Origin of the sequence: Peribacillus sp. FSL M8-0224, from assembly GCF_038003055.1 — a bacterium.
GTDB lineage: Bacteria > Bacillota > Bacilli > Bacillales > DSM-1321 > Peribacillus > Peribacillus frigoritolerans.
In genome coordinates this window covers 2,126,602-2,152,734 of sequence record NZ_JBBOOJ010000001.1, presented here as the reverse complement: position 1 = coordinate 2,152,734, position 26,133 = coordinate 2,126,602, and the positions used below count along the sequence as shown (strand labels likewise).

Genomic DNA, 26,133 nt, shown 5'->3' with positions numbered 1-26,133 from the left:
TACTAGTTGTATCAAAGGCTTAGATACCCTTTTCCATACATGCCCGAAGAAGGTATGGTCGAAGAAGGCGAACTGAAAATCCATCAGGCCTCACATGCCCGCTACTTCGAGGACTTCTTGAAATTCGTTGAATATGGCGAATCGATGCCAGAAATCATGAAAAACCAGGTCATCCACATGGTCCATGAGCATGTATCTGCTCAATTCGAAGAAAACAGTGACGAACTGCAGAAATTCGAACAGGACCTGGAAATCTGGGAAACCAGCGATAAGCGTGAAATCCAGGAACGTCTAGAAACACATCAGGTCGTCGAAGCCACAGCCCAGATTGTCGAACACACACCTGAAGCTGAATTACGAATGAAGCTTGGCAGTACATCTATCAAAGGACTGTTAGCCGATTTTGGCGACAGCATTCATTTAGGGAAGATTAATGGAAAATATGTATTAATGATAGAATCCGATACGATAGAGTTCGATAAAGGCGTTTCGCCGATTGAGTTTCATAGGCCGGATGATTTGATGGAGATTGTGGAGCGGATTAGTAGGAAGTTTTGAGGAAGGTTTTGTGAGCAAAAATGTGAGCAGTATGTGATCAATTTTAGACCCTTAAAATACTATTAATACTCTTAAATTTAACTACTAACTTCTATTTTCAATTAAGAAGTTATATATTTTTTTAGAAATGCATGCTTATCAAGAGCCTAAGTAAATACTGCTACTTAGGCTCTTTTCTTTTAGAACTTGTTTTCATACAACTTCATGTTCTTGTATTCCAAAGTTATAAATTTCCCCTTCCCTGCTACGTTTAGGTAGATTCTCTTTTTTCTCATAAGATTAGTTGATCACCCGGTACTCACAAACATAGTCAACTGAAGAATCATAAGGAAATTGTTCTTCATGCCATTGAACCACACCTTCTGCAGTTTCAACGTTGTATGTAAATACTTCACCTGTTCCAGCTGCATAGTCGTGTAGGTCTTCAATAGAAGCAAGTTGATATTGGAACCCTGCTTGCATTTCTTTTTCAAATACGATCCATTGTGCTTCGTTGTCAGTTACGAATACCTTTTTAGCTTCGATTGTTGTTGTCATATTAAATATCCCCTTTTGCCTTTCGGCTGTTTTTTGTTTGGATTTTTTCGTTGTCCGTCTTGCTGATAAGTTAACTATACTATATAGTATATATTATATCAACAATAAATTACAACTTTTCCAAATTATCTTTTTATGTTCTAGACGATATAAGATATAGTATAATTATATAAGTAAATAAAAGGGGTTGTATGAGAATGAAAACTACAGTGAAGGTCACTCCAAGATTAGGTAAAGTATTGAAGGAAAGAGGAATGACACAAGTTAAATTGAGTGAACTTACAGGAATCGCTCAAGGAAACATTTCAAGGTTTGATAAATTAGAAAGTCACAAGGATACTCATACAGTTTTAATCTCTAGAGCGTTAGGGATATCTATAGAAGACTTATTTGAAATTGAATTGATTCAAACAGAAGAAAACCACCAATCAAAATAAACTGTTGGTGGTTTTTTGTATAAAAGGTAATTTATTGTGAATAATACAATTGTAGCTTGCGTTTTAACTCATGAATTTCCCCTCTTTTGAGCTAAGGTGTATTCCATTGTTTAGTTTACTTTACTTCAAATTCAGCTACCTGCGGATCTACTCCATTCTCAAAGTTCTCATCGTTTGATGGACTGATTTGAAGTCTAATCTTTTCAATATCCTCTATAGGAGTATTAAAAATTACTCCTACTTCACTTTCTTTATTAACCTTGCCATAATAATTATCATCTTCACCTTCGTCATAATCGATAAAGTCATAGTTCAATGAGTCTACTGTTTCTTGTTTGCCATTAGCGAATACAGTTACCTCTTGAATGTTTTGGAAACTGTAGTCTTCATCAGATGTGTTTTCAGCATGTGATTTAATATATAGATATTGGAATTCATCTCCGACTTCTTTTTCTGTATACATGGAGATTCTATCTTGCTCATCTACACTTACATTAGATACCTTTTTAAAAGAGATTTCTTCAATTTTAAATTTGATTGGATTTGCATCATACTCTTTGTCTTTAGCTATCTCACGTAGCACTTCAACTTTTTGTTCTGGTTGATTCTCAGCAGAATCAGTCTCTTCTGCATCTTCCCCAAAAGCATCTTCAACTTGATCAAAGTTTGCTAATACAGCCTCTTTAAAGTTATCATCTGATACAATTTTATATTCTCCGTCTTTATTCTTCTTAAGATTTAACGTAACCTCACGAGTAACCCTTGGCGTATCCTCTGATTTGATATGCTTAAGCATGGATGATTCCATTAGCTTCTCCATTGCTTTATCAGCCTTCTCTGAATCTTCATCAAACGCTGTTGCAAACGCTACTGGCATTACCTCAGCAATCGCAGCCGTAGTTGCTACACCAACATCAACTGATGTAATTTCAACCTTTACCTTAGCCTTGTCGTCTTCGCTTGACACTTCTTTTGGTTTCTCAAACTTATAATCTTTAGCTATCGCTTTTAGAAACTTCTCACTACTCATTGATTCCTCTTCAGATTGTAACTCTTCCAAGCCTTCATCTATTTGTTTTCCTGCTTTTTCAAAGTCACTTTTTTGGAATGCTGTTAAAAACTCGTCAACTGTATCAGTTGGTTTTTCTGCTCCACATCCTGCTAATAGTCCTACTGAAACAACTAGACCAGCTATTACTTTTTTCATTTATAATCCCCCTAAAAATTACACTCTTTGTAATTTTACCATATTAATCTAATACTTTTGTATTGTTTTTTAATTTTTCCTTAACACTGATCCCTATAATGCTTCAGTTGAGAAGGTAATATTTCTCTCTTCTAATTTTTCTTGATATGCCAAATGCTCAATGTGTCCTTCAGCGACAAATGTTTTAGTTTCACCATTTTCAATCCATTTAATTAAATACATTTTTTTCATTCCCTTATCTCTACCGCTACAAAATCCTCAAACTTCACCCTGATAATATGTCCCTTCTCATTTTCCAACTCCAGATGAATCACCTTTGTAAACTGATCTAACCTATGTATCATCCCAACATACTCCCAATCAAAACCATCTTCCCAAACAGTAAACATTACAGGTGAAGCAAATTCCATAGCAGTGTGTATCTTGTTCTCAAACTCTTCTAACTGGTACTCATCTAATATCGGCTTTACTTGACGGTAATAATCCTTATTTACGTCATTTAATAATTTAACGTATTCAGGCAGCATCAAAGCAGGTTGCCATTTAAGCTTTCCACGATCTTTTATAGACATAAGAACATCTCCATTCATTCTATAAATACATTATAGAACACTTGTTCTTAGTTTAGTCAAAAAAAATGAAGGGGAAAATTTCCCTTCTATAGATAACGGAAATATCTTTCCTGTAAAAGTGTTTTAATTAACCCCTCTAAGTCCAGAGTACCCTCTTCAGTAGCTGTACCAATTCCCTCTATATAAGTGTATTCATCAGTATCAATTATTTTTAAGCCTTCTAGGTTGCGCATGTTTATTCCTCCAAATGTCAATCGATTACGTCAAAATTACATTATTCAGTTTTTCAATTCCTTTATTGCAAATTGGATTGCTTCTTCTTCACTATACTTTTCACGGCACAACTTCACAGGCATACAATCCTCAGCCATTAAGAATACATGATCATCAAATAACTGTAACTTAGCCTTTATGTAACCGGTTCGCTCAAAACTCAATTCTTTCAATTTCACAAAATCAGCCTCCCTCATAGCCTATATATTCATTATATAGGTAAAAAGTCCTCGTGACAGTATTGTGAATAGATTAGCAATTATTTTTTATTTGTGACAGAAAACGTAACAAACACTTTTTAATCAGAGTGTTTCTTCTGTATTTCAGATTCAATTCGAGTAATTACCTTGCTCATATTCCTATTGATATTACTTCCACTGAATCGTAGCGTTTTCCATCCGATTGATTTTAGGTATGCATCTCGCTTTCTGTCGTGCGCTTTAGCTTTCTTACTTGAGTGAAAAGCTTTACCATCACATTCAATAGCAATGCGATATTCTGGGAGTGCTACATCAATTCTATACCTTCTTATTGGATACTGGGTAGTTGCTTTGTAATCCCTCATCCACAATGCTTTCAGTACCTTCTTCTCAATAGGACTTTTACATTTGTCTAATTCCACGAAGTATGGGGGAATGTATTGATTCACCGTAACTCCTCTGCTTCTTCGTATGTCCAAGCATAGAAAGACAAACCCTGATATGACAAGTCCAAAAAACACCACATATTCTACCATTGTAAATAAAAGAGGGATTTAAATGTACGTTACTAAAGATGGTGACTTTCTTAAGTCTGATAAAGATTTTGAAGCACATCAGCATTTACTAACAGCTGTTCATGTAGAGTATTTAACAGAAGACAAAGCCGTTCTTACAACTGGTTTTATTCAAGAATTTACTGATGACTATGTTAAAATTAATGATCATCATTATAACCGAAAAGAACATCTATTTGTATCTCGACCATTTGCTAAATAATATCATTCTCACATACACAAAAAAGCACTGACCATTAAGGTAAAGTGCTTTTTTTATCAACAATGCTATCAACTAGAAGGCTCAGGTGAATATCTAATTTGTAAATATTGGTGTGGAGTACACGGCAAAAAGGGTACTTTTTTCAAACCTAATATCCCACTTTTAATATCAAACGTTACTAAATGAGTAGCATTTCCTGCAAAAGCAGTGTCCACAAACATTTGGTCATTTTCATCATTGATTAGCAATTTATTAATTTTATGCTTGTGGTAATTTGTATTTATAGATTTTCCCTGTTGGAATAGTTGAGTTGCCGCATAGAGCACATCTTGCGCATCTTCAAGTTCTAATCCTGATTCATTGCACGTTCTTTTTAAAATATAAAACAATTCACCAACTGTATCTTGAGAGAATAATAGTCGAATGTCTAATTCTTCAAGATTGGTCAGCAGATGACAACTAGCGTTTTCTTCCGGACCAAAGAAACTTTCAACAAAGACATTTGTATCTACAACTAATTTATCTCCCATTTTTATACTCATCCATTAATTTTTTTGCATCCTCATACGTATATCCGGTCTTTTTCATATGCTGCTGCATTACACTTCTTATTTTCTTGATAGCTTCTGATTGCGTCATTGCTTTTTTATCCTCCCCAACTCTCATTTTCTTTACCTCCCGTTTAGTAATTTGAATACCTAATCAAGCGGATTAATAATCCCTGTAATTATTATACCATATTTTACCTTCTTTTTTTAATTTTTATCCATTATACTATTCAATAATCCTTCAAATAAATTTTCGCTTCCAGTATAGCAGTCAGAGCATTCGGAAACACCCTGACTGCTGTTATTCTATGTATCACTTATGTATTCTATCGTGATTTACTATGTAATATTTATCAGCTTTATTACTTCCTAAGGAATTAAGCTATAATCAGTAAATTCTTTATTTCCATTTCTATATTAAGATTTCTCCTTATACGATACTCCAAGAATAATATTTTGAATAGTTCTAGCACATGTCCCATATTTCTCTGCCTGACTTTTGTAGAATTTCACTTTACCACCAGTCCGATTTTCATAATCGCCTCTAACCTGTCTAGATATCCATGTTTAAATCTTTTCGTTTACTCATGTCAGCTAATACTTCTGGAGTATACTGTGACGCTCTGTCAATTAACCTTAAATTTTCTATATTGTTATTCTTAGGATTGCGGTCAATATGGTCGATTTCCATCTTCTGACCATATGCCCTCCAACTTTTCCAGCTACCCCAAACGCACGAAAAAACAGCCTCGTGTTCGTGAACAGGAATAGACTTCCCTTTGTTATTTAACAATTTAGTAAGTAAATACCCCCGATCACCAACACCTATCGCATCAACCAAAAGCCATCCTTGTTTCTTCAGACACCATATTTTCCCTAGTTGTGGATGAACTAGATAACCGTCAAATTCAGGCAACCTCATCATCTCATGCTTTACTTCCTCAAAACTCGGTAATTCTTTTACTGCTTCTTTCATTTTACATTCCTCCACATATTTTTTTAGCGTATAAACGTTTGCCTATACACTTATTGCAGCACCACATAATTTAACGCATAATAAAATCCAACTAATTAATAGATGGATTCTATATACGCTAAATTGAGATGTGGAGTCTCCAATAAATGTACAGTTCACTTTTATCCAGTTCATCAAAAATAATAGCTTGCAATCGGGATCACCTTGATGTATTATTAACATAAGAATTAATAATTACGGAATCGTATGAACTTTTTTATTTTAAAAAAAACAATAAAGAGAGAGAAATCATTGACTATCTACTTCGACTTTAAGATACTTTGTCGTTCGGCCACATAATGAGTACTCTTGTGTTTCGCCATCCTCTCCCATTAGGGAATCAAATTAAGAAAAGAAAAAGCCTTACCCAGCAAGGGTTTGAAGGCTTTTCAATGAGTTATTTTTGGGATAATCAACACTTTTTAATAGATTAAGAAATGTCGTTCTGTGATTACGATATAAGGTATTCAATAAGTGGACGACAATACCTGACAAGTCATTTGTTTTCTTTAATTTTGTTCCATCGTACTGATCAGCAATCATCTTTAAAATTTTATACATAGTTGCTTTCCTGATGGATTTTTTAGCTATCTTGGCATCAAGTTCATTATAAGAATCTTCTATTAATGTCTGCCTCTCCTTACATTTCTTCCCTTCCTTGTCATCTCCTGATGATTTTATTTTGTTAATACCCTTGGTAAACTCCTTTAGTAATTCAATAATATCCCCTATTTGCTTATCGTCTGCTTTCCCGCCTAACTCCTCGCTACTTAGATCGAGTAGTAAATCACCAAAAGGTAAATTTTTACGATAACCCCCTTTTTCAATGTCATTATTAATATGGTTAATAAGTAAATCCATTGGACAATAATATTCAGTCATTTCAACATCTGCAGTGGAGACATACTTCCAAAACATCGGCTTATTTCGAGTAACTAATTTGCTCTTACCCTTTTTATTCAATGCACTTACCTTAGCCTCTTTACAAGATCTAATATTTCGTAATGCCTTATCCACATTAACCTCTACAATCTTTTTACTGTAATCGATGGCTACATTGGATAGCACTACACAGACGGCTACATTTTTCAATATCTTTTCAATCTTCCTCTGTCTCTCCGGTGTATCTGGTTCTGTGTTTTGTATGTCCCACAGTACACTAACTTGAAACTGTGCAGCATTAGTCACTTCACCTATCCACCCCTGGCTTTTACTAGTTCTCCGGTCGATTTCTGCTATATTTATTGGCCAACTCAACAGGATTAGGTTCCGATACAATGGTATTCAGGATAATGGGATAACTTCTATTTTCCAAAGTTTTATTTACCATACGATTGAAAACATTTGAATTAAATATCAACACCGTATCACTATCCATATCCATTCCGTTCAGTTGATCTAAAATAGGACTCTTTATGCTATTAATCACCACGATATTATTTGTTAAGTTTAGATATGTATTATAAAACTCATTATCTACGTTAATTGACTTAAAGAAGTTGTTTTGACTGTTATGTGGGTTACGGACGAGTGTATATTCTTTCTCATAATCATATAGCTGAGTATGTATTTGATTGTCTTTTAACTCACTTATTAACTTATGGCCATTACCACTTATCAAAGAGTGTAGCATTAATTCAGGGCAAGATAACACAGTGCAATAATCTGCCTCTAAACGTAATTTTCCACCCTTTACCTTGGTACGATAGTTACTAATTTGTTTGGCACGATAGTCTCTAAACATTCGTGTACGAACAACTTCAGGATTAATATTATAGATATCAGAAAACATTTGATAAGCATTTGTTATTTCTTTATTTTTAATCAGGTAATTGATGAATGGTTTCTCATCAAAAGTGCCACTAGCATCTTTTTTACCTTGTAACTCTTTAATAAAGTCAACCTCGAACGCTGCTAAGTCCTCGATATCTTGTTTTTCCACATCTAGCGTGTTAATCATTTGATATGAGGTAAATGACCTGTCACCATGTTTACTGGCCTTCTCCGATTTACAAATACCCATAATATTTCTATCTGCACGAACACGATTACACCAATTTGCATATGCTTCTTTTTCATACCCTTTACCAGCAAATTTAAGGAATTTTAATGAGCTAGGTGTCGTCAAAAGTAATATATCCTTGGCGAATACCACATTTCCGAAATTGTCCGTTAGCTTCCACTTTGTATAATTAGGGTTAACTGTGGGATCATAGTTCTGTTTTTCAGGGTTTGTCATCTCTTTATGTATATCCTCTAAATACTTTTGAAGATTACAATTAAATGCACATGACTTAAAAAAGTGTGATCGAAGTAAAGCCATTCCCTTATTACCTCGATTAGCCATTTGCATCAAAGAAATATCAATGAGAGCTTGACCGTCCCAAATATTATTTTTAATTTTAGCTTTCTTATTAAATTTAGCTTTTAAATCATTACCTACTTCAATGGCTGGATATTCAAATTCACTAAACTTATCATCTATAACAAAAATATTTTTAGGGTTAATCTCTATGATGGATTCTAGGCTAGATGAGACTAGACTCTCATAGGCACAAAGAGACGCTACATCAATTTTACCGATTAAACTTAGTCCCATATGTGACCATTCTTTCATTGGCTCATACAATTCATCCAAAATCCAAAGACCCTGTGACTGTCTAGATTTTGATGCTGTGCGTTTATAAAACTTATAATGCCTACCTTTAAAGTTGATTCCGTTTATGTATAAGTGATTCCGCAAATCATCTGCTTTTATTTCACGATAAATTACATTATCCCTATCCACTTTGATACGTTTATAATGCCCTTTGACAAGATCAGATTTATTTTCCAAATAACTAATCGACTTTTCCAATTTATCAATCATCCGTTTATTATTAGATAACTTTATTTCTTTTTTGTTATCCCTTATAGTCTTCTTCAGATGTTTAAAATGGTTCAGTAGACGAGACATTAGGTTTTCATAACCTCTAACAGCCGATGTGAATTGCTTACCGTTTTTCATTTTATTTTTAAATTTGATATTGATTACTGTATCAGTTTGAAATTTAACTTTTCCATTTTTGGAGATTTCATTTTCAATAAACCTTTTTTTATGTGCGCGTAACTTTAGTAATTCAAGTGACCAAGGAATCATGCCGACATATTCATACTTAGTGATATTTTCTAATCCACGTTCACTCATATGATTGTTTCTGCCTCTATACTTGGAATGTACACCGGCTTGTTTACCTTAACAATTTTATTATTTACCATTAAATCATTCTCCCCTTTGCATAATTGTTTAATTTGACCATCTCTGACCAATGAATATTATTTAACGAACCTCTTCCCAACACATTGAGAAAAGTTTATTGATTATGTAAAAATTAAATTTAAAACTTATGATATGAATAATGTAATTCCACATTTCGAAGCGTATTTTTTCGAAATTGAAATACTGTATATTGTTTTATCTTGTATGTATATTAATATTAAATTGTATACTACTTACAGTACTGCCAATGCTGCACTAGGAGTACCGCACCTCTGCATTCTAATTTTCTACTTCTGCATTGTTAAACGCTACCTCTGCATGTAGAGTACTTAGAGAAAACCCTTGTTTTTAGTGGAGCATATCAGCCACAAAATAATGATTATTATAGCGGTCATATTGCAGCTCATCGTCTATTCATGAGTTGGTTCCAATTTATGTTTGACTATTTTAAGCAACTTCGCTTTCTTTAATTGCTTATTCGCCTCTTCCACTTTTGATCTAGATATACGAAACCTCTTAGTCATTGACTCAAAACCTGAAAAACAATAATCATGTCCGTTCCCATCTAGGCTTTTATTGATGCGACTCTTATAGTAGAAAATTTGTCTAAATGCATAGGTATCAATCTGATCGTTAGTATGTAAAAATTGAAGCTGATAATTTTGTAAATGTTCTATTTTCTGCGATTGACTCATTGACCACGATATTTATTTGCCCTTTTGTGGGGACTTTCTCAATTTTGTTCTTAATTAAATCCAAACTATGTAAGTGGTTAATCCTCTTTTTAAAAGTTCTCGTGTCGGTTATCTTCAAAAAGTTCATCAGTTTACGATGATCCAAATTCAATATATTTCCCTTTTCCTTGGGATTTCTAAAATGTAAAAAACAAAGTCGTGTATACATTGCAAATTCATCATTGCTTAAGTAAATATCCTCATTCCTAACAATGTGAGTAGGCACATGCACGTATAACTTTTTCTTTTGAGCAGTTTCTTCTATACGCATCCTCCTGTTTAATTGTTTAATTGAATAATTAATTAATTTGACGCCTGAGTATGTTCTTTCATGATATTATCAATTTCGCTACATCTCGGATATAGCCAAAACTTCCTATCGGATAGGCTAATTGCTGCAGTAAGATACGAATAGCCTTCACGTTTGATTTTTCTATGTAGCACCACATCATAACAAAATATTAGATTTTCTTTTTTCACCATGTTCACACCTCCTTTCTATACTATTTGTTGACCTTTTATAAACTTGTTGATATAATTCTTTTTATAGAAATGGCCCTTTCCACTTGCCTTTCTTATTCAAAATACTGAAAAAAGAATATAGGAAACTAAGACAATACCAAAATGGTCTTGTCATTTTGTCGTTTCTTCCTTACAGTTCTAATTGTAGCGGTATTTTTTCATTTGGCAAATACGAATTGATAATTATTTAAAAGTACATAAAAACTTACTTCATTCTTTATAATTTCATTTATCAATGGTGTTTTCATGCATATTATTAAACCTTTTATTCATTCACATTTACGTCTCCTCAATTGAATTATACTCTGTTGTGAATCTTGATCTTGCTGTTAAAGTAACTATATTCCCTTTCCTAATGATGGTCAATACCCACTAATTTCAGTATTTAAAGTGCCATGTATAAAATTATTCACTACAAGTGTAATTTCCTCCAAGTCCAATACGTAATTAACATTATAGGTGGTATTCAAGTAATAAATATACAATTTAATGAATAAAAATTTATTTTTACTCAACTACATTTTTGATATTTATACAAAGTGGAATAAAAAACTTACATGAAGTCAACAATATTTCTCAAAATAAAAAGCCTCTAAAATTAGAGGCTTTTGGAGTTAGTATAGTTCTATGGACACATTTTAGTTAAGTCCTTACAATGATTTTTGATTATTAAGTAACCTTTTTGCTCTTATTTTTGAAAAAATATCTATCAACCAAATTAAAACTATATATAATAGCCAACTTGTAACAATGAAGGATAAAAATCGAAAAGATAGCAAACCATTCTCAGATCCAGTAAAAGTTGCTTTGTGAGTAGAATCCCACTGAGTTAAACTTACACCACTACCTATTGCTGCAAAAAACCAAAAAAAACTCCAAAATGTGTATGCAAATTTCGAAACAAGACCCTGTTTTTTTATCATTATATAATTCAATATAATAATGAAAAAAACATAAGTTATTAAAGCATAAAAAGCCCAAAGGTAATACTTTGGTTCTTCTAGATTCCACCCCATTGTAGCACAAATATATCCAATGATGATTAAGGAAACACCTATGTTTATATAGTATTTATTTCTCCTAGCCACCCTATCTTTATGGAATGAATAGAAGCGTAGCGACACTATATCTTTCAATTTCTCAAAATCCATTTGTTTCAACAATCCTGAAGTAAGTGTTAATACCGCACCAACAATCTGCAATATATTGCCTAACATATTATCCAAATCTTTCATTCCCCATTTAAAATACTCCCCTTTACATTTAATCTTAGTTTATTATACTTTAATTTCTATTTATTAAGAGTTACTGATTTTCATAAACAAAATCTTCAAATGTGGTAAGGCCGGAAGTAAAGGTCTATGGAAGTTAAATATTTTCAAACTTTAACGAACATAAATACTGGCTGTTGTGAGGTAAATTGAAAGTTTCCTTATTATTCAAGTGATTTTTTACAATATTCGGCAAAATATAAGTACTATTTGATTTATACAAAAAGCTCGGTTAGTCAAAAAGCCGAGCTTTTGTTACTCTATTTTTTCCATTTTTTAAAGCATTCATAATAACATTCGTAAATATTTTTCGAAGTTAACTCCTTCTACTTTAGGAATTTGCTCCAAGGAGGAATCATTGATAGCCTCTGTCAGGAATGCCACTGCGAGCTGTACGGATTTTTCTAGGTTCTCTCCACGCATCATGCTTCCCATAATCACAGATGCAAATAAATCACCAGTACCTGAATAGCTTTCACCGTTATACTGCGTCGCACTATAAAAGGTTCTACTTCCGTCCAAATACATATTTCCGATAAACTGCTTCTCTGAATCTGCTGACGGTGGATTCATTCCAGTGATGATAACCTGAGCTCCCGTTTCTTGCTGCAACATATTCCCTGCTTCTTCTATCGCTTTAATATAGTCCTCTTCGTTTGAATAGCTATGCAGCTTTTCATAAGACAATCCGGTTAATAAACAGCACTCTGTAACATTTGGTGTAATGACATCTGCACGCTTCACCAGTTCTCTCATAAGTACCAGTAATTCATCGGTAAAAAGTTTATAGACTTCTCCTATATCCCCCATTACTGGATCAACAAGTAAAATGGTTTCTTTTGTATAAAATTTATCTAAAAAATGGAAAATATTATTAATTTGCTCTTCACCAGTAACGAAGCCGGTATAGATTCCATCAAAGGTTACATTAAGCTTGCTCCATTCTTCTATGAAGTATTTCATTTTGGATGTAAAATCTTCACAAAAAAAACTTGGATATCCGGTTTGCGCAGTCAATATGGCAGTTGGTAAAGGGCATGCCTGCACGCCCATGACCGAAAGAACCGGAATTGCAGCTGTTAATGAACATTTTCCAAAAGATGATAAATCCTGTAGTACAGCAACTTTTTTCATAATAACCTCCATATGGCCTATCCACTTTAAACTTTATTTATCTTATCATAAATCAGCTAAAAACAGTCATCTCCTCTATCTTTTCAATACGTATAATATCTGTATTATTTATCAACTGACCTCATAGTTTTTTAATAAATTGACACTTTTATAGACACCAGTCTTTTGCTAAAATCATAGGAAAATACTAGTTAGGAAGGTTTACAGATATGCAAAATACACAAAGTTATTCAAGGTCAAGTCAAAAAACTATGGATTTAATTATTACCGCAATGTTGATTGCACTTGTGTTCCTATCTACTTTCTTTTTGAATATTAAACTGCCAATTGCCTCAAATGGAGGGTTAGTTCATCTAGGAACAGCTATGCTTTTTATTGCATCTATTTTATTTGGTCCTAAAAAAGCAGCTCTTGCTGGTGCGATAGGAATGGGGTTATTTGATATAGTTGGAGGGTGGACATTGTGGGCACCTATCACCATTGTGGCGCGTGGTTTGCAAGGATATATAGTTGGTAAAATTGCTTGGTCAAAGGGTCGCAACGGTACTAGCATTGCTTTCAATGTAATAGCAACAATCGTTTCCATTCCATTTATGATAGCTGTTTATTATATGGGTGAAGGGATTCTATACGGTAATTGGATTGCACCTTTAGCTTCGATACCTGGAGATCTCGTTCAAAATATATTAGGAATTATCGTTGCCGTTCCAGTTTGTGTGGCATTGAAAAAGGTTCCTTATTTTAAGTAAATTCGCTATAAAGGTAAACGTCAAGTAGCCCCCAAATACTACATGGATGGTGTATTTGGGGGCTATGTTTGGTTTGCCTCCCTTTTTATCGGTACTCTGCATGCAGAGGGTAAACTAGATGACCACGACAAGACTTTATCTATTTGAATATAGATGTCTTCTTTCGTTTCACACGTTTCTCCATAAGCAGTCGTATAAAGTGAGAAGAACAATATCATGAATAGGGATACGATTCCAACTTTGCTGTAAATCGGGTGCATATAGGTCTCCGATCTTTCTCATTTATGAACTCATGTATGGCCAAGGAGAGTATGCCCCTTGGCCATACATCTCTTCGTATTATTGAACTGTTGTCGCATTTTTATTTGACGTGTATTGTCCATTAATTTGGACGCCTTCATCGATCGTTACGACATCTCCCTTTTGAAGACGGCGTACGTCTCCTGACTTCGTGACAACAAAACGACTATAGACGCGATATGTTCCGTCTTTTTCAATTTTTCCAGCCCCAGCCTGTTTAGGTGTAATCACACGTTGAGGGATTCCATTGACCACAAGACGCAACGTCTGTGTCCCTTTTTCGGCTGTACCAGTGACATAGTCCGCCTTTGATTCAACGGTGTTAACCCTTATTGGAGATGTAATGGTCCACCCCACCTTCATATGAGCTTGTAAATGTTCTGGGGTCCGCAGTCCATAATCCACTGTAATCTGATCGGCATTCCGTATAGGGCGGCTTATCGTATCCGTTACTTTAATGAAACGAGTTGGAATCGTGAAATACCCGTCTTCCTCCACCGTTGCAATTCGTTGAGGAACCCCATTTACGAGTAAGCGGACGGTCTTGTGCCCATCGATGACGTAGCCAGTAACAGCTTGAAGACGTTCGGTAACAGCATTCAGTTTAGGGGCTACTCCATCAACAACTGTAATATACGTAGGATCGCTCTCAACTCCCCTTGCATCAGCAACCCTTACTTCTACTTTAGTACCTTGGTATAGGGATGGGACTGGTATCGAAAAATGACCTTCCGAATCTGCTGTCCCCGTATACGATTTCCCCTCAACCATTGCATGAACGGTATATCCAGGTTTGGTTGTACCTGTAATAGACGTATTCAGAATGGAAAGGGGCTGTAAGTTTGGTGGTTCAGGTAAATCGCCAACCTCGACTGATACCGTTTTTATATATCCTGGAACTGGTTCAATGGTTACTTGGTATGTTCCAGCTTCTTGACCTGTTAATGACACCTTTTGAATGGATGCAGAATCAATCTGAAGTCCAGATTCAGAGGTTGTAACCACAGGTTTAACTTGGCTAAAGTGAGTCTTAGAGAGGTCGGTTAGCGTTAAGCCGTCGTAAGTCCATGACAAGGGAACGTCTAGACTGGTCCCTAGTGCAATACGGATTGATTCAGGAACAGACACCTGGTATTGATTAGCTGTATCTGATAAAAAATTTTGATCTGCTATCATCTTTTCAATATTGAGTGGATTTTCCACTATGTAGTTTTGAGTCAGATTCACAGTGTGTAATTTAGATAATGTGTTTATAGATGATACGTCATTGATTTGATTACCAGCTAGATTTAATGTTTCAATATTTGACAAATCACTGAGGGCTTTTTCATTACTCCATAAGCATTTTTAAGTTATATTCAAAAACCATGCTTTGACATTGTCTAAAGCATGGTAATTATTTAAACTAATATAAATCTGCTAAGTTGATTTTTTTAGCTCATCTATTTATTGAATTCATTAACTGGAAGAAGTATTCAGGTTTGTGAGTCTTATTTAGGTTATACCATGAATGTAATGTATCTGGTGCAAATACATCTAATTTTTTCAGTACTTCCATCGCAAATTCCAGAGGAGCTACTCCTGATGCAGTAACCAAATTCTCACCAGATACCGCAGGTCCCATCTCATAAAATTTTTCTCCTTTATAATTAGGACAAACCATTTTAATATACTCTAAGTTATTGCTTGTATGCTTTCTAGAATCTAGGTATCCCATATTCGCAAGGGCCTCAGTTGCACCACAAATTGCAGCAACAATAGTGCCAAGCTTTAAAGCTTCGCCAATTTTTTTCATGATTGGTTGATGAATAGCTTCTCCCCAAGTATTCCCTCCAGGCAAAACTAAAAGATCTTTACTCTCAAGAGTACACTCATCAAGGGGAATATCTGGTTTTATGCTCAGTCCCCCCATCGTAGTAATAATTTCTTTATTAGCTCCTACTGTAACTACTTTTAAAGGTGCTATATCTTTTTTGAAATATCTTCCTGTGTTTAGTTCGGCAATTAAATATCCATATTCCCAGTCTGACATTGTGTTAAATACATATAGATAAACTTTTTTTGTTTGCATCCAATAACACTCCCAATCACAATTGATATAGCCAATTATAATATAACTTCCCTGACAGCTAACGTCAGGGAAGTTATCATACTTGATGAAATTTTATTAATTCCGACAGAACTTCAATAAGTCTTTTCTTTAGACTTATTGGCTCAATAACTTGAATAGATTTACCGTACGGTAAAAGTAAATAAGGTACATATGTATGTATCATATCCTTTTCAAGAAGAAATACTGCTTGATTTGAAGTCCGTTCTTGTAAATAATGTCCTAAAAACCAATGTTGGCAAATATCTCCCAACGTCCTTGTATTCCCATTAATAATTAAAGAAGTATTCCCTCCCTTATCTTCTATAGTTGGAAGGAGGTTTTTCATAAAAAAGTCACGTGCTGAAAAATTTTCTGGCCGGTTAAACTTATTTTCGGTTAGCATTAGACTTTCAATTCGATCTACTCTAAAACTACGGATATCATCCCTAAGATGACAAAATCCAATCACATACCACTTATTATTCCAATAGATAATTCTGTACGGATCGACCAATCTATAATTTAATTGCTTTTCGCCACTTTTATGGTAAAGAATTTTTACTGAGTACCCGTCAGCTACGGCCTGCTCCAACTCCTTCAAAAAAGGTTCCATAGAGATTGAACTTAATCGACTTATTACTTCAAGACTAGTTAAATGTTGGTTTATCTTTGTTTCCTGCTCTTGATTTGAGTATTTACTTAGTTTTGAAATGGCCCTATTTAGTGCTTCACTTCCATAATATCCGGCTTCTTCTGCAAAAACAGCAGCGTGAAATAGTGAAGTTTGCTCCTCAAAATCAAAAAAAAGAGGAGCCTCAATAAAATTGTTCAATAAAGTGTATCCACCGTTATGTCCTGGTTCTGAAATTATAGGTACGCCACTTGTTGAAATTGTATCAATATAACGATACACAGTCCTTATATTCATCTCTAACTTTTCTGAAATTTGTTTTGCAGTAACTTTTTCACCTGAACGAAGCATCCATAGAATTGCTAACATATTGTCAATTTTAGGCATATAATTCCACCTCTATATGGAATTTATTTTCTATTATATATTTCCGATTTTTGGTATAACTCATTAACTGTTCCTTTCCGATAGCTTTCTATATAATGAGGCCCTAGACCATTTGTAATTTCACAAATTTGATTTACAGTCATATCTCCCTCATTATAAAGCTTTACTGCATAATTCATTCCTGCATGATTTTTATGGTACTTCTTTAACCGACCTTTAAACTTTCCTTCTTTCTTAGCCAGTTCAATCCCTTCACGCTGCCGCATACGGATAAGATCACGTTCTAATTGGTTTACACCCGCCATCTTCGGTATCCCGGTTGGCCATCGAATTTAAGTGAATTGCTAAAAAATGGGTGGTTCCATCTTCAACTAAATTGCCCCGTTAGAAGAAAAAGCTGCCATAAAGACAGCTCCGATATCTTCAGTTAACACATCTGTTAGTGCAACAAGAAAAAAGCTTAATAATATCAAGCAACCGATTAGTACAATTATTATTTTTCCCTAAGATGATTTAATAGTGCAATAGCTAATAAAAGTATTGATAAGCCAGCCCTAAACTATCAGGTCCCTCATCGAAGAAAATTGGAGAAACAAAGTGATTTAAAACTGTAATGATTACAGCAAATGTAACCAAAGAAATATTTGTTATCTTCAAAGGAAAAGTCCTCCCTATTAAGTATCGGATCAAGTAAATATTCTCCTTTTAAATTATAACTCTTATGGAACTATCCTGCCCCGATAGTTCCATAAGAAACTCCTATGGCGGCGCTCCTCGCCGCCACCATCTACTACGAAAATCTAAACTCAAAATAGAGTCTAACCCATTAACCCCTTGACAATAATGGAAAATAACAATACAACCAGGCTGAACTTTTTTTGGTGGATCTTAAGGAAGATACCCTGTATAAGAAACTGGTTGTGACAGTATGGAAGAACCATTTAGTGTACTACTAGTACGTATACAAAAATTTTTGTAACAAATCTCCTGTCATATGTATTGTTAATTTTTTTTGAGGTGATTTCTCCTATGGAAGCAATGATTGAACGGTGTGCTGGCCTAGATGTACACCAAGAAACAGTAGTAGCCTGTGTATTATTTGGTCCATTAGATAAAAAGCCAAAGACCTCTATTGAAACTTTTTCAACTACAACAACGGGACTCTTGGCTTTAAGTGATTGGCTCGCTACCCTGCAGGTATCCGATGTTGTGATGGAAAGTACCGGAGTCTACTGGAAACCAATATGGAATATACTCGAAGGTTCTTTTCACCTTGTTCTTGCCAATGCCAGACATGTCAAAAATGTTCCAGGGCGTAAAACTGATGTGAAAGATGCCGAATGGCTTGCCAAGCTTCTAAGATGCGGACTTATTGAAAACAATTTTGTCCCACCAGAGGATATTCGTGATTTACGAGATCTTACTCGTTATCGAAAAAAATTGATTCATCATCGCACATCAGAGCAGAATCGCATTCACAAAATCCTTCAAGATGCTAATATCAAGCTAACATCCGTTCTATCAGACATTTTTGGTTTATCGGGACGTCGTATCCTTGAAGCGATTCTAAATGGTGAAAAAATAGAGACCGATGGTCTTCGAAAAATGGTGGATTGGCGAACAAAAGCAAGTATAACTGACATTGCAAGTGCAATTAATGGTCGTATTCGCCGTCATCATCGTGATATGTTGCGTTACCATTGGGATCATATGGGTTATTTAGAACAAACCATAGAAGAATTGGAAAAACAAATCGATCAACTCCTGTCCCCCTATCGTAAGGAAGTAGAATTATTGGATGGTATACCTGGTGTGAACAAAGCTGCCGCAGCCACTTTTATTGCGGAGATGGGTGTTGATATGTCCGTATTTAAGTCAGCTAAACATCTTGCCTCTTGGGCTGGTGTGAGTCCTGGAAATTACGAAAGTGCTGGTAAAAAAAAACGAGTAAAACCACACAAGGAAATAAAGCTTTAAAAACAATGGCCGTAGAATGTGTATTAGCAACATCAAGGCAAAATAATAGAATTGCTTCACATCGAAAAAGGATTACTAAACGACAGGGGAAAATGAAGGGACGAATCGCTTCTGCCCATTTACTATTAACGATTACTTACAACATCTTAAAAACAGGAGAACCTTATCATGAACTAGGCTCAAATTACCTTGAAGAAAAACAAAATAACAAAGAATTAAAAATGATCGAATACCTAAAAAAGAAAGGCTATACAATCGCTCCATCTGAACAACAAACTGCATAACCAGTTAAATAACGACATAGTACATTTACCCCCATCAAAAAAATGAGAATATGGAGGGTTTATTTTAGCATGGCTTTTTACTATTGTGTTTTCATACAAAAAAGCTGCCTTAAAGACATCTCTGATCTTCAGCTAAACCAGCTAATAGGATGTCAATATCTTTCTCTAAAATTTTCATTTCCCTTATGATATACTATTTTTGGCCATGACAAATAACCCTCCAAAACCCTTTTGGAAGGATTTTTCTCTGTTTCACAAAATCGTTAATCAGGATAAATCTAGGAATGCTTCTTTTCTCTTTAATAAAGCGTAAACCCAATGAAGAAGTTTATTCATACAGGCAACGATCGCCACTTTGGCTGGCTTTCCTTCCGATTTTTTCTTATCAAAGAAGGCTTTAAGCTTTTTGTTCCTTGAACTCCTTATGCCGCATAGTACGGCAAGATACAGAGAATGACGTAGTCTGCTCGAACCTCTTTTCGTAATACGATTAATGGTTGCCGTAAACTTACCTGATGAGTGAACACTTGGATCTACTCCAGTCGAAGGCAACTAGTTTTTTCGGGTGATTAAACCGATCGATTTCACCAATTTCAGAGATAATCGTGGCTGCGATTTTTTCTCCGATACCGGGAATCGATTGGATGATCTTATATTCTTCTAGTTCATTTGCCAGGGCCACTATACGATCTTCCAACTCAGAGAGGTGTCCCTGGTAATGAAAAAGCAACTCAATATACATACGAAGATTGATTACGTGACTTTGATACACGTTTATTTGAAATGGATTTCGAGACGCGGAGTCCATTATTTTTTTTTGCTTTTTCCCATGCCCATTGAACCGATCGGCTAGGACAGAACTCTATAACACTCTCTGCTAGTTTACTTTCCCCGGCTGTTAATACCGCCTCTGAAGTGGGATATTCCTTTAATATCAATAAAGAAACCCTTGAATATAGATCACCAAAAACCTTCCGGTATTCAGGAAACACTTGATCTAAAATGGTGTGAAACTGAAGTTTAGCTTCCACATACATATTCGTTACGATTTCCTGTTGTCTGGACAAATTCCGAAGGTCTAATAGCTGAATTCCTCTATTTTTATGAGGTTCTAAATCCTCTTTGTAATACAGCACACACAACTGGTACGCATCGATAGCGTCCGTTTTCACCTTCCGTAAGCTGGACTTCTTTGCCTGATAAGAAATAATCGGATTTAGTAAGATATATGGAACCCCTTGTTCCTCCAGGTATTGAATAACAGGAGAATGGTAATGCCCTGTAGATTCTAAAATGACCATAGGCATTTGCCCTGTCACCTCTTCAATTTCTTTTAGAAATTCTAAAAAATGATCTAACTCCTCTTTGATATGCTTCATTGAAAAGCTCTTCCCATACGGTTTAGATTGATCTAAAAATGCCTGAACTTGGCTCTCTCCTTTTGCCACATCCAGACCAACAACTGGATTCATTGTTTTTTCCTCCTCTACTTACTAACCAGTACCCCTAGCCCTCCATGTAGTGTCATAGCTTCGCTTGTTATACGAGATCTGTGTCCCAACCAGCCTCAAACATGTTTCTACAAGTAGGGGGCGGACAGTTTAGTTCACGGGATCAAGTCCCACGCACCCGTACGTCCTACCCTGGCTACTGATATAATAGATTCTATTAAAAAAAGGTCAACCAGTAAAAACTGGCTAACCTTATAATACGAACGCACCTGTTAGGATATTATTGCCTGTCATCGAGCTCTTCCATATCACTCATTATTTTTTTGTTCTTACTAAAATGAATAGCTATATATAAAAGTAAACCAAAACACCCACCAATTAGTACCTTAAAACCTGAACCAACAGCTGCCCATTCCAAGGCGTAGAAAATTATCACACCGAGAAGAACATATGAAAAAACTGTATTAATCAATATCATTCAGCCTTCTTCCTTAATTGACGTACTATATAAATTCTATTTCAAATGCATTATTCCTTGTTGAACTAACCTGCCCCTTTAGTTCATTAAGCAAAAAAGCCACCACATGGCAGCTCTGAATCTCAACTAACCGTTAGTTGAAAAAGGAACTTACTGTATAACTTTAATTATCATAGTTAGAAACATAATAAACAATAAAACTATATGTATCCATACCATACATTTTACGATTAATCCCGCCCAGACTTTCTTTCGTAAACCATAGTGAAGGACAATAGAAAAAACTAAGAGACTGACTATTCCACGAAAGATACTACCATCTACAAAGAATAAAACTACATTTATCAATATGGATATAATAAATAAAATGACATATACCTTATATATCTTTTCTTTTCTTTGTACCTCGTGTTGGAATTGATACATTACTTTTCACCCCGTGTTCCTCATATCCTTGATTAATTGATTATACCTTCTTCATTAAGCTGCCCCGATAGTTGCATAAGAAAAAGCTGCCTCAGCAACCTTCCTTATTGAAGTAAAGCACCTGTTAGTTTAACAAGAAAATATAATTAACTCTGATACACTTTTCCAAAAAGAATTTTTAATCTATGTTGAAGTAATTTATCTTCTTTAACTATTTCTAAACTATAAATATGTGATGTAAAATCATCATAATAATTTTCATTTTCCCAATATCGATTAATGTGTGCTATAAGCCTAATAATTAGATGGCACCAGTCCCAATGTTCTGTAGAAATCTTCCCTGAAGGAATAGGAAAAAAGAATTGATTATCCTTTAAACTTTTTATTAGGCTATCTCTAATCTGGTCATCAGTCGTTGAAATTATTAGTTCATTAATTTCTCTTAAATAAGAATAATTGCTGTACCTACGTTCAAAAAAACATTTCTCTATTAGTTTTATCAATTGTTCATAGTATTCAATTTTTAAAGCTGCCTTTATAATATTATATTTCTTGCTTCTTCACTTTCAATATTAAAATCCCACAAATCAATATCATTTTGACTAATACTTTTTTCTAGGTCGATATAATTAGAGATATTGTTTTTTACATTATTCAGGATATCCTCATTACTAACCCCAAATTCAATGGATAAAACCTCACACCATAGATTACCGAAATACAGACTTCGAAGTTTGGTGCCGTTGTCATTAAGAAATTTCTGTACAAAGATATCCGTTAATATCTGCTATTTATGTACAGTGAAATAATTATGTACACACAATCAATTAGACGAAAACAAATGTTATATAAGCATATGGATATAATTTTAAATAATGTACATGAACATTTATGGAGATACCTTAAGCTCCGTTAAGAGGAGTCGAACGGATCATCGGATTTGTGTAATAGCATTGGCGATATGAACAACGTAATTCACCTCGTCTATAAGTTTAACATGGCGCAGGGAGAGCGAACTAAGTAGATTATTGGAAAAACCCCGACCTAGTGGCCGAGGTTAGCTAATTATGCGCGATATTTCAGTAAATTGCTCCTTTGTGCACTGAATAAGGGTTTTGTACTCCTCGCCTTCTTCGTCGAATAAATAAAGGTAAGCGTTTGAAGTTTCTTTTTTCATTGCTCGGACTGCTATATCAGTGATTGCACCGACTGAACCTACAAGAGCAGTACTTAGAATCGAGCTGTTTGTAGATTTCCCGACGTTTCGACTTTCACCATGTTCCCACTCAATCCTGGAAAGTTTGAAGTGTTTTTGTCCAAATGCAGTTGTAACCTTGACCTCACCTGGCTGCCCCCACCTCATTATAGTCATTCTGTTAACGCTTTCATTACCTTCGACACCACCAGTTAATACGTGACCGCCTGCCAATACGCTGACTTGAATCCGAGGTTTAATAACCTGTCTCCAAAATCCCATAAAAGCACCTTCCCTCTTAATTTTGTCATATAATTATATGTACGCATCCGCCTATGAAAGGGTTCATTTTTCCATAGGCTTCCGCAGTTAATCGTTATATATCTTCGTGTTTCTTCGGAAAGAATGAACCCGTGATCTGTCCGAAGTTCATCACAAGCGCTCCGATAATAAGGTTCCGCGTCTGCTCATCGCCGTAAAACACAAATAAGGCCGCCGACAAAACGATCAGCAGTCCGAAGGAAAAGAGATACTGGAATTTAATCCGCTTGATAATCGTCATCATCAGAACATCACCGCCCAAGTCTTCGCGCCAACTATTCCGTCAGCCGAAAGCTTCTTACGTTTCTGATACACTTTGACCGCTGCCGCCGTTGCTTTACCGTAGATACCGTCAGGCTTAACGCCGACCGCGAATCACTTTGGGGGGGCAGTATAATAATTTAATTGTTCCTTGCTATATTGCCATATAATTTTTATTTTTTAATTGTTTTAACAATGCAGCTCGGCTGTTTGAACCGTACACGCCATCGACTTCTCTCGGAAGATATACACTCTGAAATCTTCTCATAGCATCAGTAGTATGTAGTCCCCAATGCGAATCAATTTCTCCGACGGCTTGCTTAGTAACTCCAGATTTTACTGGTACGTCCTTAAATACAGGTCGACCATTTTGTAAATCCTTTACTGTTAATCCACCTGTCATTTCAAAATGCGGTGGATAGCAGAAACCTTTCCAATCTCCACCCCATGCGAAGCCAGTGAATTGTTTACCGTTTTTCATTTTATTTTTAATTTGATATTGATTACTGCATCAGTTTGAAATATAACTTTTCCGTTCTTCGCTATTTCATTTTCGATTAACCATTTTTTATGTGACCGTAACTTGAGTACTCAAGTTACAAAGAAATCATACCGACATATTCATACTTGGTTTTATTCCCCAATCCGTGTTCACTCATATCGAAGATTGTTTCTGCTTCAATACTCGGAATGTACACAGACTTGTTTACCTCAACATTTTTACCATTAAATCATTCTCCCTTAATGTCCAATACTCAATTAGTCTCTAGCCTTCTGTCATACGGATCATATCATGCATGGAATGATTCACGGTTAACACTCCCTTAGTTAGACAAATAAAAAAGCCTGAGCATTGTGCCCAGACTCCTATACAGAAATCATTTTTGGTATGTTGGTTTCTTAATTGCTATCAAAAGCCAAAAGACCATGAATATTGGAATAAAAAATAAATTTAAATTAATTCTTTTATCAACGATAATTGAAAAAACATCGTTGATAATTAAACAAACTAAGCTTAATAAAATGCATAAAAGCAAAGAATGTAACGATAATTTCAGCATTTTTATTCTCGAAAAGTCAGGTATGTCAAACAATGTGTTTCCCCCTTAGTTTCGGATATTTTACCAGTATCCTAGTGCTTTACAAGCCTTTTTAACTTTAGGCTTCTTTTTACCCCATTTGTGGCAAGCGGAATAAGCTCCTGATTTATACAAGTCTTGAACTATTAAAGTAGCAACAGTCATCCCAACAACAGCCCAAATACAAGTTTTAAAGCCTACTTCGTCTATTTGAATAAAATCGTCTTGTTTAAGTATTTTCCTTCTCTAATAATTCTTTTGCGTTTTAATTTCTCTTTAATCATCCGAATAAATCCCAATAAATTCCTGTTTGAGATTGTTAACTTCGCCAGTAGGGCATTATTCATCAAATCTTTACATGATTAATACATTTATTGAACTTATCTATTTTATAATTAAATCACAATTTAATAATTCACATCATATGGAGGATACAATCATGGAAATAAATGAAAGGCAACCATTTGAGTCTTTTTTATCTCCTCGTCAACTTACTGAGCTAAAAATCTTATCTATTAAAACAAACATAGCTTTCCATGAATTATTAGCAATGCCATCAATAATCTCACTTCTAGAGAAACTGAACAATACTACCGAACTAAATAATGAGCTTAATAATAAAAAAATGATATTAAGAAATAAAGTTTTCATTAATAAAAATAAAGAAGTATTAAAAAAGACACAAAAAGCACTCGACCAATTAGGTTAAGTGCCTTTTCTGTGTATTACATTCTAAAAAAGAATAAGACATCACTTGGTTAAAGTGGATGTCTACTTTTTCTTATGTTTTCCATCTCTTTCATTACATAATAAAAAGCCACCCTTTTGGGACGACTTAAATTTTGTTAATAATAAAATTTCAGACTTAATGATTCCAAAACACTTTTTATTTAATTTTCTCAATCGGTATATTTAACACATTCCATAAAATTAATATCCATACTATAGATACCCCCAAGCTAATAAGGGTTTTTTATAATGTATTCGAAGTATTGAAAACATAGCGATATTAAACAACACAGACCACCAAATATTCCAACCATTGTAATGGTTTATCAAGTCTAAATACTTAAGGTTAATTAATTCGATTGTCGAATACAGAAAAACCCAAAAGGCAATCCAAAATGACTGTTTCCGTTTCGATTGAGGGAAACGACCAAGGTATATCATAATTGTTGAAGGATACGCCATAAACATAATAATCAGCGAAATAATTAGGTCATTTCTCAGGATGTGTACACCAAAAAATATTTCTTGATAAGCCCACAGTTGATGATTATAGAGTAAACAACTATATAGAAGATCACCGATAATAAAGAATAAGATGGTCGGATAATAATCCTGCCATCTCCTCCAATCGCCCCATTTAATTCCTGCTAATAAAAAAAGAGCAATAAATACAAAGTGCATATTCTTCTCCAATGTTTTTTACTACATTATTCCCATCCTGTTAAAAAG

The 26,133-nt window shown here is 34.8% G+C and carries 29 protein-coding genes and 4 pseudogenes; 7 read left to right on the top strand and 26 right to left on the bottom strand.

Annotation, left to right across the window (positions count from 1 at the left end):
• Nucleotides 1–30: 30 nt before the first annotated feature.
• A pseudogene (locus tag MKX49_RS10385) lies at nucleotides 31–558 on the top strand (DUF3898 domain-containing protein); the annotation flags it as partial.
• A 279-nt stretch (nucleotides 559–837) separates the two neighbouring features.
• Here MKX49_RS10385 and MKX49_RS10380 read toward each other — a convergent pair.
• Entirely contained in the window at nucleotides 838–1,095 is a 258-nt protein-coding gene (locus MKX49_RS10380) for a hypothetical protein (protein WP_340876360.1), read from the bottom strand.
• 197 nt (nucleotides 1,096–1,292) lie between these two features.
• On the opposite strand from MKX49_RS10380, the gene MKX49_RS10375 reads away from it, so the two are divergent.
• The gene (locus MKX49_RS10375; protein ID WP_340876359.1) at nucleotides 1,293–1,532 is read left to right on the top strand and encodes a helix-turn-helix domain-containing protein; all 240 of its coding nucleotides are present in this window, start codon (nucleotides 1,293–1,295) and stop codon (nucleotides 1,530–1,532) included.
• A 637-nt stretch (nucleotides 1,533–2,169) separates the two neighbouring features.
• Here the strand turns inward: MKX49_RS10375 and MKX49_RS10370 are convergent.
• The 6 genes and pseudogenes from MKX49_RS10370 to MKX49_RS10345 form a co-directional block, all read right to left on the bottom strand.
• Nucleotides 2,170–2,739, bottom strand: a pseudogene (locus MKX49_RS10370) (hypothetical protein); the annotation flags it as partial.
• 93 nt (nucleotides 2,740–2,832) lie between these two features.
• The gene (locus MKX49_RS10365) at nucleotides 2,833–2,970 is read right to left on the bottom strand and encodes a hypothetical protein (protein WP_340876358.1); all 138 of its coding nucleotides are present in this window, start codon (nucleotides 2,968–2,970) and stop codon (nucleotides 2,833–2,835) included.
• Nucleotides 2,967–3,311, bottom strand: coding sequence for a YolD-like family protein (locus MKX49_RS10360; protein WP_340876357.1), 345 nt, complete (start codon nucleotides 3,309–3,311; stop codon nucleotides 2,967–2,969). The genes MKX49_RS10365 and MKX49_RS10360 overlap by 4 nt, the downstream gene beginning before the upstream one ends.
• Before the next feature lie 86 nt (nucleotides 3,312–3,397).
• Nucleotides 3,398–3,544 carry a hypothetical protein gene (locus MKX49_RS10355; RefSeq protein WP_340876356.1) on the bottom strand — a complete coding sequence of 49 codons (147 nt, stop codon included), beginning with the start codon at nucleotides 3,542–3,544 and terminating at the stop codon, nucleotides 3,398–3,400.
• 45 nt (nucleotides 3,545–3,589) lie between these two features.
• Nucleotides 3,590–3,763: a hypothetical protein gene (locus tag MKX49_RS10350; protein ID WP_340876355.1), complete on the bottom strand. Its 174-nt coding sequence runs from the start codon at nucleotides 3,761–3,763 to the stop codon at nucleotides 3,590–3,592.
• 119 nt (nucleotides 3,764–3,882) lie between these two features.
• Nucleotides 3,883–4,233 carry an endonuclease domain-containing protein gene (locus tag MKX49_RS10345; protein WP_340876354.1) on the bottom strand — a complete coding sequence of 117 codons (351 nt, stop codon included), beginning with the start codon at nucleotides 4,231–4,233 and terminating at the stop codon, nucleotides 3,883–3,885.
• A gap of 109 nt (nucleotides 4,234–4,342) precedes the next feature.
• On the opposite strand from MKX49_RS10345, the gene MKX49_RS10340 reads away from it, so the two are divergent.
• Complete coding sequence (locus tag MKX49_RS10340) at nucleotides 4,343–4,561, top strand: hypothetical protein (protein ID WP_340876352.1); 219 nt, start codon at nucleotides 4,343–4,345, stop codon at nucleotides 4,559–4,561.
• Nucleotides 4,562–4,629: 68 nt separating this feature from the next.
• Here MKX49_RS10340 and MKX49_RS10335 read toward each other — a convergent pair whose 3' ends face one another.
• The 8 genes from MKX49_RS10335 to MKX49_RS10300 all read right to left on the bottom strand — a co-directional run bounded on the left by MKX49_RS10335 (nucleotide 4,630) and on the right by MKX49_RS10300 (nucleotide 13,044).
• On the bottom strand, nucleotides 4,630–5,091 hold the full coding sequence (locus MKX49_RS10335) for a putative toxin-antitoxin system toxin component, PIN family (RefSeq protein ID WP_340876350.1): 462 nt from the start codon (nucleotides 5,089–5,091) through the stop codon (nucleotides 4,630–4,632).
• The gene (locus MKX49_RS10330) at nucleotides 5,081–5,227 is read right to left on the bottom strand and encodes a hypothetical protein (protein WP_340876349.1); all 147 of its coding nucleotides are present in this window, start codon (nucleotides 5,225–5,227) and stop codon (nucleotides 5,081–5,083) included. The genes MKX49_RS10335 and MKX49_RS10330 overlap by 11 nt, the downstream gene beginning before the upstream one ends.
• Before the next feature lie 435 nt (nucleotides 5,228–5,662).
• On the bottom strand, nucleotides 5,663–6,085 hold the full coding sequence (locus tag MKX49_RS10325) for an HNH endonuclease (protein WP_340876347.1): 423 nt from the start codon (nucleotides 6,083–6,085) through the stop codon (nucleotides 5,663–5,665).
• Between the two features lie 402 nt (nucleotides 6,086–6,487).
• The gene (locus tag MKX49_RS10320; RefSeq protein ID WP_340876345.1) at nucleotides 6,488–7,312 is read right to left on the bottom strand and encodes a hypothetical protein; all 825 of its coding nucleotides are present in this window, start codon (nucleotides 7,310–7,312) and stop codon (nucleotides 6,488–6,490) included.
• Between the two features lie 25 nt (nucleotides 7,313–7,337).
• Nucleotides 7,338–9,311 (bottom strand): hypothetical protein, encoded by a 1,974-nt coding sequence (locus MKX49_RS10315; RefSeq protein ID WP_340876344.1) that lies wholly within the window; start codon nucleotides 9,309–9,311, stop codon nucleotides 7,338–7,340.
• A 1,109-nt stretch (nucleotides 9,312–10,420) separates the two neighbouring features.
• Nucleotides 10,421–10,600 (bottom strand): hypothetical protein, encoded by a 180-nt coding sequence (locus MKX49_RS10310; RefSeq protein WP_340876343.1) that lies wholly within the window; start codon nucleotides 10,598–10,600, stop codon nucleotides 10,421–10,423.
• Nucleotides 10,601–11,289: 689 nt separating this feature from the next.
• On the bottom strand, nucleotides 11,290–11,874 hold the full coding sequence (locus tag MKX49_RS10305) for a hypothetical protein (RefSeq protein ID WP_340876341.1): 585 nt from the start codon (nucleotides 11,872–11,874) through the stop codon (nucleotides 11,290–11,292).
• A gap of 321 nt (nucleotides 11,875–12,195) precedes the next feature.
• Nucleotides 12,196–13,044: a pyridoxamine kinase gene (locus MKX49_RS10300; protein ID WP_053346497.1), complete on the bottom strand. Its 849-nt coding sequence runs from the start codon at nucleotides 13,042–13,044 to the stop codon at nucleotides 12,196–12,198.
• A 209-nt stretch (nucleotides 13,045–13,253) separates the two neighbouring features.
• Here MKX49_RS10300 and MKX49_RS10295 point away from each other — a divergent pair, with 209 nt between their 5' ends.
• Nucleotides 13,254–13,793, top strand: a complete 540-nt coding sequence (locus MKX49_RS10295) for an ECF transporter S component (RefSeq protein ID WP_340876339.1) — start codon at nucleotides 13,254–13,256, stop codon at nucleotides 13,791–13,793.
• A gap of 339 nt (nucleotides 13,794–14,132) precedes the next feature.
• Here MKX49_RS10295 and MKX49_RS10290 read toward each other — a convergent pair whose 3' ends face one another.
• The 4 genes and pseudogenes from MKX49_RS10290 to MKX49_RS10275 form a co-directional block, all read right to left on the bottom strand.
• Nucleotides 14,133–15,404, bottom strand: coding sequence for an Ig-like domain-containing protein (locus tag MKX49_RS10290; RefSeq protein ID WP_340876338.1), 1,272 nt, complete (start codon nucleotides 15,402–15,404; stop codon nucleotides 14,133–14,135).
• Nucleotides 15,405–15,531: 127 nt separating this feature from the next.
• Entirely contained in the window at nucleotides 15,532–16,164 is a 633-nt protein-coding gene (locus tag MKX49_RS10285; protein WP_323599650.1) for a type 1 glutamine amidotransferase family protein, read from the bottom strand.
• Between the two features lie 76 nt (nucleotides 16,165–16,240).
• Nucleotides 16,241–17,203, bottom strand: coding sequence for a helix-turn-helix transcriptional regulator (locus tag MKX49_RS10280; RefSeq protein ID WP_340876335.1), 963 nt, complete (start codon nucleotides 17,201–17,203; stop codon nucleotides 16,241–16,243).
• A gap of 63 nt (nucleotides 17,204–17,266) precedes the next feature.
• Nucleotides 17,267–17,517, bottom strand: a pseudogene (locus MKX49_RS10275) (recombinase family protein); the annotation flags it as partial.
• 715 nt (nucleotides 17,518–18,232) lie between these two features.
• Between MKX49_RS10275 and MKX49_RS10270 the strand changes: the two are divergent.
• Both MKX49_RS10270 and MKX49_RS10265 read left to right on the top strand, forming a co-directional pair.
• Nucleotides 18,233–19,180, top strand: coding sequence for an IS110 family transposase (locus MKX49_RS10270; protein ID WP_231892157.1), 948 nt, complete (start codon nucleotides 18,233–18,235; stop codon nucleotides 19,178–19,180).
• Between the two features lie 92 nt (nucleotides 19,181–19,272).
• Entirely contained in the window at nucleotides 19,273–19,464 is a 192-nt protein-coding gene (locus MKX49_RS10265) for a hypothetical protein (RefSeq protein ID WP_101226107.1), read from the top strand.
• Nucleotides 19,465–19,731: 267 nt separating this feature from the next.
• Here the strand turns inward: MKX49_RS10265 and MKX49_RS10260 are convergent.
• The 6 genes and pseudogenes from MKX49_RS10260 to MKX49_RS10240 form a co-directional block, all read right to left on the bottom strand.
• A pseudogene (locus MKX49_RS10260) lies at nucleotides 19,732–20,936 on the bottom strand (IS110 family transposase).
• Between the two features lie 259 nt (nucleotides 20,937–21,195).
• Nucleotides 21,196–21,393: a hypothetical protein gene (locus tag MKX49_RS10255; protein WP_054399311.1), complete on the bottom strand. Its 198-nt coding sequence runs from the start codon at nucleotides 21,391–21,393 to the stop codon at nucleotides 21,196–21,198.
• A gap of 1,483 nt (nucleotides 21,394–22,876) precedes the next feature.
• Complete coding sequence (locus MKX49_RS10250) at nucleotides 22,877–23,296, bottom strand: hypothetical protein (RefSeq protein ID WP_340876333.1); 420 nt, start codon at nucleotides 23,294–23,296, stop codon at nucleotides 22,877–22,879.
• A gap of 94 nt (nucleotides 23,297–23,390) precedes the next feature.
• The gene (locus tag MKX49_RS10245) at nucleotides 23,391–23,579 is read right to left on the bottom strand and encodes a hypothetical protein (RefSeq protein WP_048683874.1); all 189 of its coding nucleotides are present in this window, start codon (nucleotides 23,577–23,579) and stop codon (nucleotides 23,391–23,393) included.
• Entirely contained in the window at nucleotides 23,579–23,683 is a 105-nt protein-coding gene (locus tag MKX49_RS28410; protein ID WP_404826692.1) for a peptidoglycan-binding domain-containing protein, read from the bottom strand. The genes MKX49_RS10245 and MKX49_RS28410 overlap by 1 nt, the downstream gene beginning before the upstream one ends.
• A 67-nt stretch (nucleotides 23,684–23,750) precedes the next feature.
• Nucleotides 23,751–24,077 (bottom strand): hypothetical protein, encoded by a 327-nt coding sequence (locus MKX49_RS10240; RefSeq protein WP_340876332.1) that lies wholly within the window; start codon nucleotides 24,075–24,077, stop codon nucleotides 23,751–23,753.
• 1,037 nt (nucleotides 24,078–25,114) lie between these two features.
• Between MKX49_RS10240 and MKX49_RS10235 the strand changes: the two genes are divergently transcribed.
• A complete protein-coding gene (locus MKX49_RS10235; RefSeq protein ID WP_340876331.1) occupies nucleotides 25,115–25,384 on the top strand; it encodes a hypothetical protein in 270 nt (89 codons plus the stop codon).
• A gap of 233 nt (nucleotides 25,385–25,617) precedes the next feature.
• Here the strand turns inward: MKX49_RS10235 and MKX49_RS10230 are convergent, their stop codons facing one another.
• Nucleotides 25,618–26,085: a CBO0543 family protein gene (locus tag MKX49_RS10230; RefSeq protein ID WP_340876329.1), complete on the bottom strand. Its 468-nt coding sequence runs from the start codon at nucleotides 26,083–26,085 to the stop codon at nucleotides 25,618–25,620.
• Nucleotides 26,086–26,133 lie beyond the last annotated feature (48 nt).

Coding starts and splice junctions, on each gene's coding strand:
- MKX49_RS10380 (WP_340876360.1), bottom strand. CDS start 1,095: ATGACAACAACAATCGAAGCTAAAAAGGTATTCGTAACTGACAACGAA.
- MKX49_RS10375 (WP_340876359.1), top strand. CDS start 1,293: ATGAAAACTACAGTGAAGGTCACTCCAAGATTAGGTAAAGTATTGAAG.
- MKX49_RS10365 (WP_340876358.1), bottom strand. CDS start 2,970: ATGAAAAAAATGTATTTAATTAAATGGATTGAAAATGGTGAAACTAAA.
- MKX49_RS10360 (WP_340876357.1), bottom strand. CDS start 3,311: ATGTCTATAAAAGATCGTGGAAAGCTTAAATGGCAACCTGCTTTGATG.
- MKX49_RS10355 (WP_340876356.1), bottom strand. CDS start 3,544: ATGCGCAACCTAGAAGGCTTAAAAATAATTGATACTGATGAATACACT.
- MKX49_RS10340 (WP_340876352.1), top strand. CDS start 4,343: ATGTACGTTACTAAAGATGGTGACTTTCTTAAGTCTGATAAAGATTTT.
- MKX49_RS10335 (WP_340876350.1), bottom strand. CDS start 5,091: ATGGGAGATAAATTAGTTGTAGATACAAATGTCTTTGTTGAAAGTTTC.
- MKX49_RS10330 (WP_340876349.1), bottom strand. CDS start 5,227: ATGAGAGTTGGGGAGGATAAAAAAGCAATGACGCAATCAGAAGCTATC.
- MKX49_RS10325 (WP_340876347.1), bottom strand. CDS start 6,085: ATGAAAGAAGCAGTAAAAGAATTACCGAGTTTTGAGGAAGTAAAGCAT.
- MKX49_RS10315 (WP_340876344.1), bottom strand. CDS start 9,311: ATGAGTGAACGTGGATTAGAAAATATCACTAAGTATGAATATGTCGGC.
- MKX49_RS10310 (WP_340876343.1), bottom strand. CDS start 10,600: ATGGTGAAAAAAGAAAATCTAATATTTTGTTATGATGTGGTGCTACAT.
- MKX49_RS10305 (WP_340876341.1), bottom strand. CDS start 11,874: ATGAAAGATTTGGATAATATGTTAGGCAATATATTGCAGATTGTTGGT.
- MKX49_RS10300 (WP_053346497.1), bottom strand. CDS start 13,044: ATGAAAAAAGTTGCTGTACTACAGGATTTATCATCTTTTGGAAAATGT.
- MKX49_RS10295 (WP_340876339.1), top strand. CDS start 13,254: ATGCAAAATACACAAAGTTATTCAAGGTCAAGTCAAAAAACTATGGAT.
- MKX49_RS10285 (WP_323599650.1), bottom strand. CDS start 16,164: ATGCAAACAAAAAAAGTTTATCTATATGTATTTAACACAATGTCAGAC.
- MKX49_RS10280 (WP_340876335.1), bottom strand. CDS start 17,203: ATGCCTAAAATTGACAATATGTTAGCAATTCTATGGATGCTTCGTTCA.
- MKX49_RS10270 (WP_231892157.1), top strand. CDS start 18,233: ATGGAAGCAATGATTGAACGGTGTGCTGGCCTAGATGTACACCAAGAA.
- MKX49_RS10265 (WP_101226107.1), top strand. CDS start 19,273: ATGAAGGGACGAATCGCTTCTGCCCATTTACTATTAACGATTACTTAC.
- MKX49_RS10255 (WP_054399311.1), bottom strand. CDS start 21,393: ATGATATTGATTAATACAGTTTTTTCATATGTTCTTCTCGGTGTGATA.
- MKX49_RS10250 (WP_340876333.1), bottom strand. CDS start 23,296: ATGGGATTTTGGAGACAGGTTATTAAACCTCGGATTCAAGTCAGCGTA.
- MKX49_RS10245 (WP_048683874.1), bottom strand. CDS start 23,579: ATGATGACGATTATCAAGCGGATTAAATTCCAGTATCTCTTTTCCTTC.
- MKX49_RS10240 (WP_340876332.1), bottom strand. CDS start 24,077: ATGAAAAACGGTAAACAATTCACTGGCTTCGCATGGGGTGGAGATTGG.
- MKX49_RS10235 (WP_340876331.1), top strand. CDS start 25,115: ATGGAAATAAATGAAAGGCAACCATTTGAGTCTTTTTTATCTCCTCGT.
- MKX49_RS10230 (WP_340876329.1), bottom strand. CDS start 26,085: ATGCACTTTGTATTTATTGCTCTTTTTTTATTAGCAGGAATTAAATGG.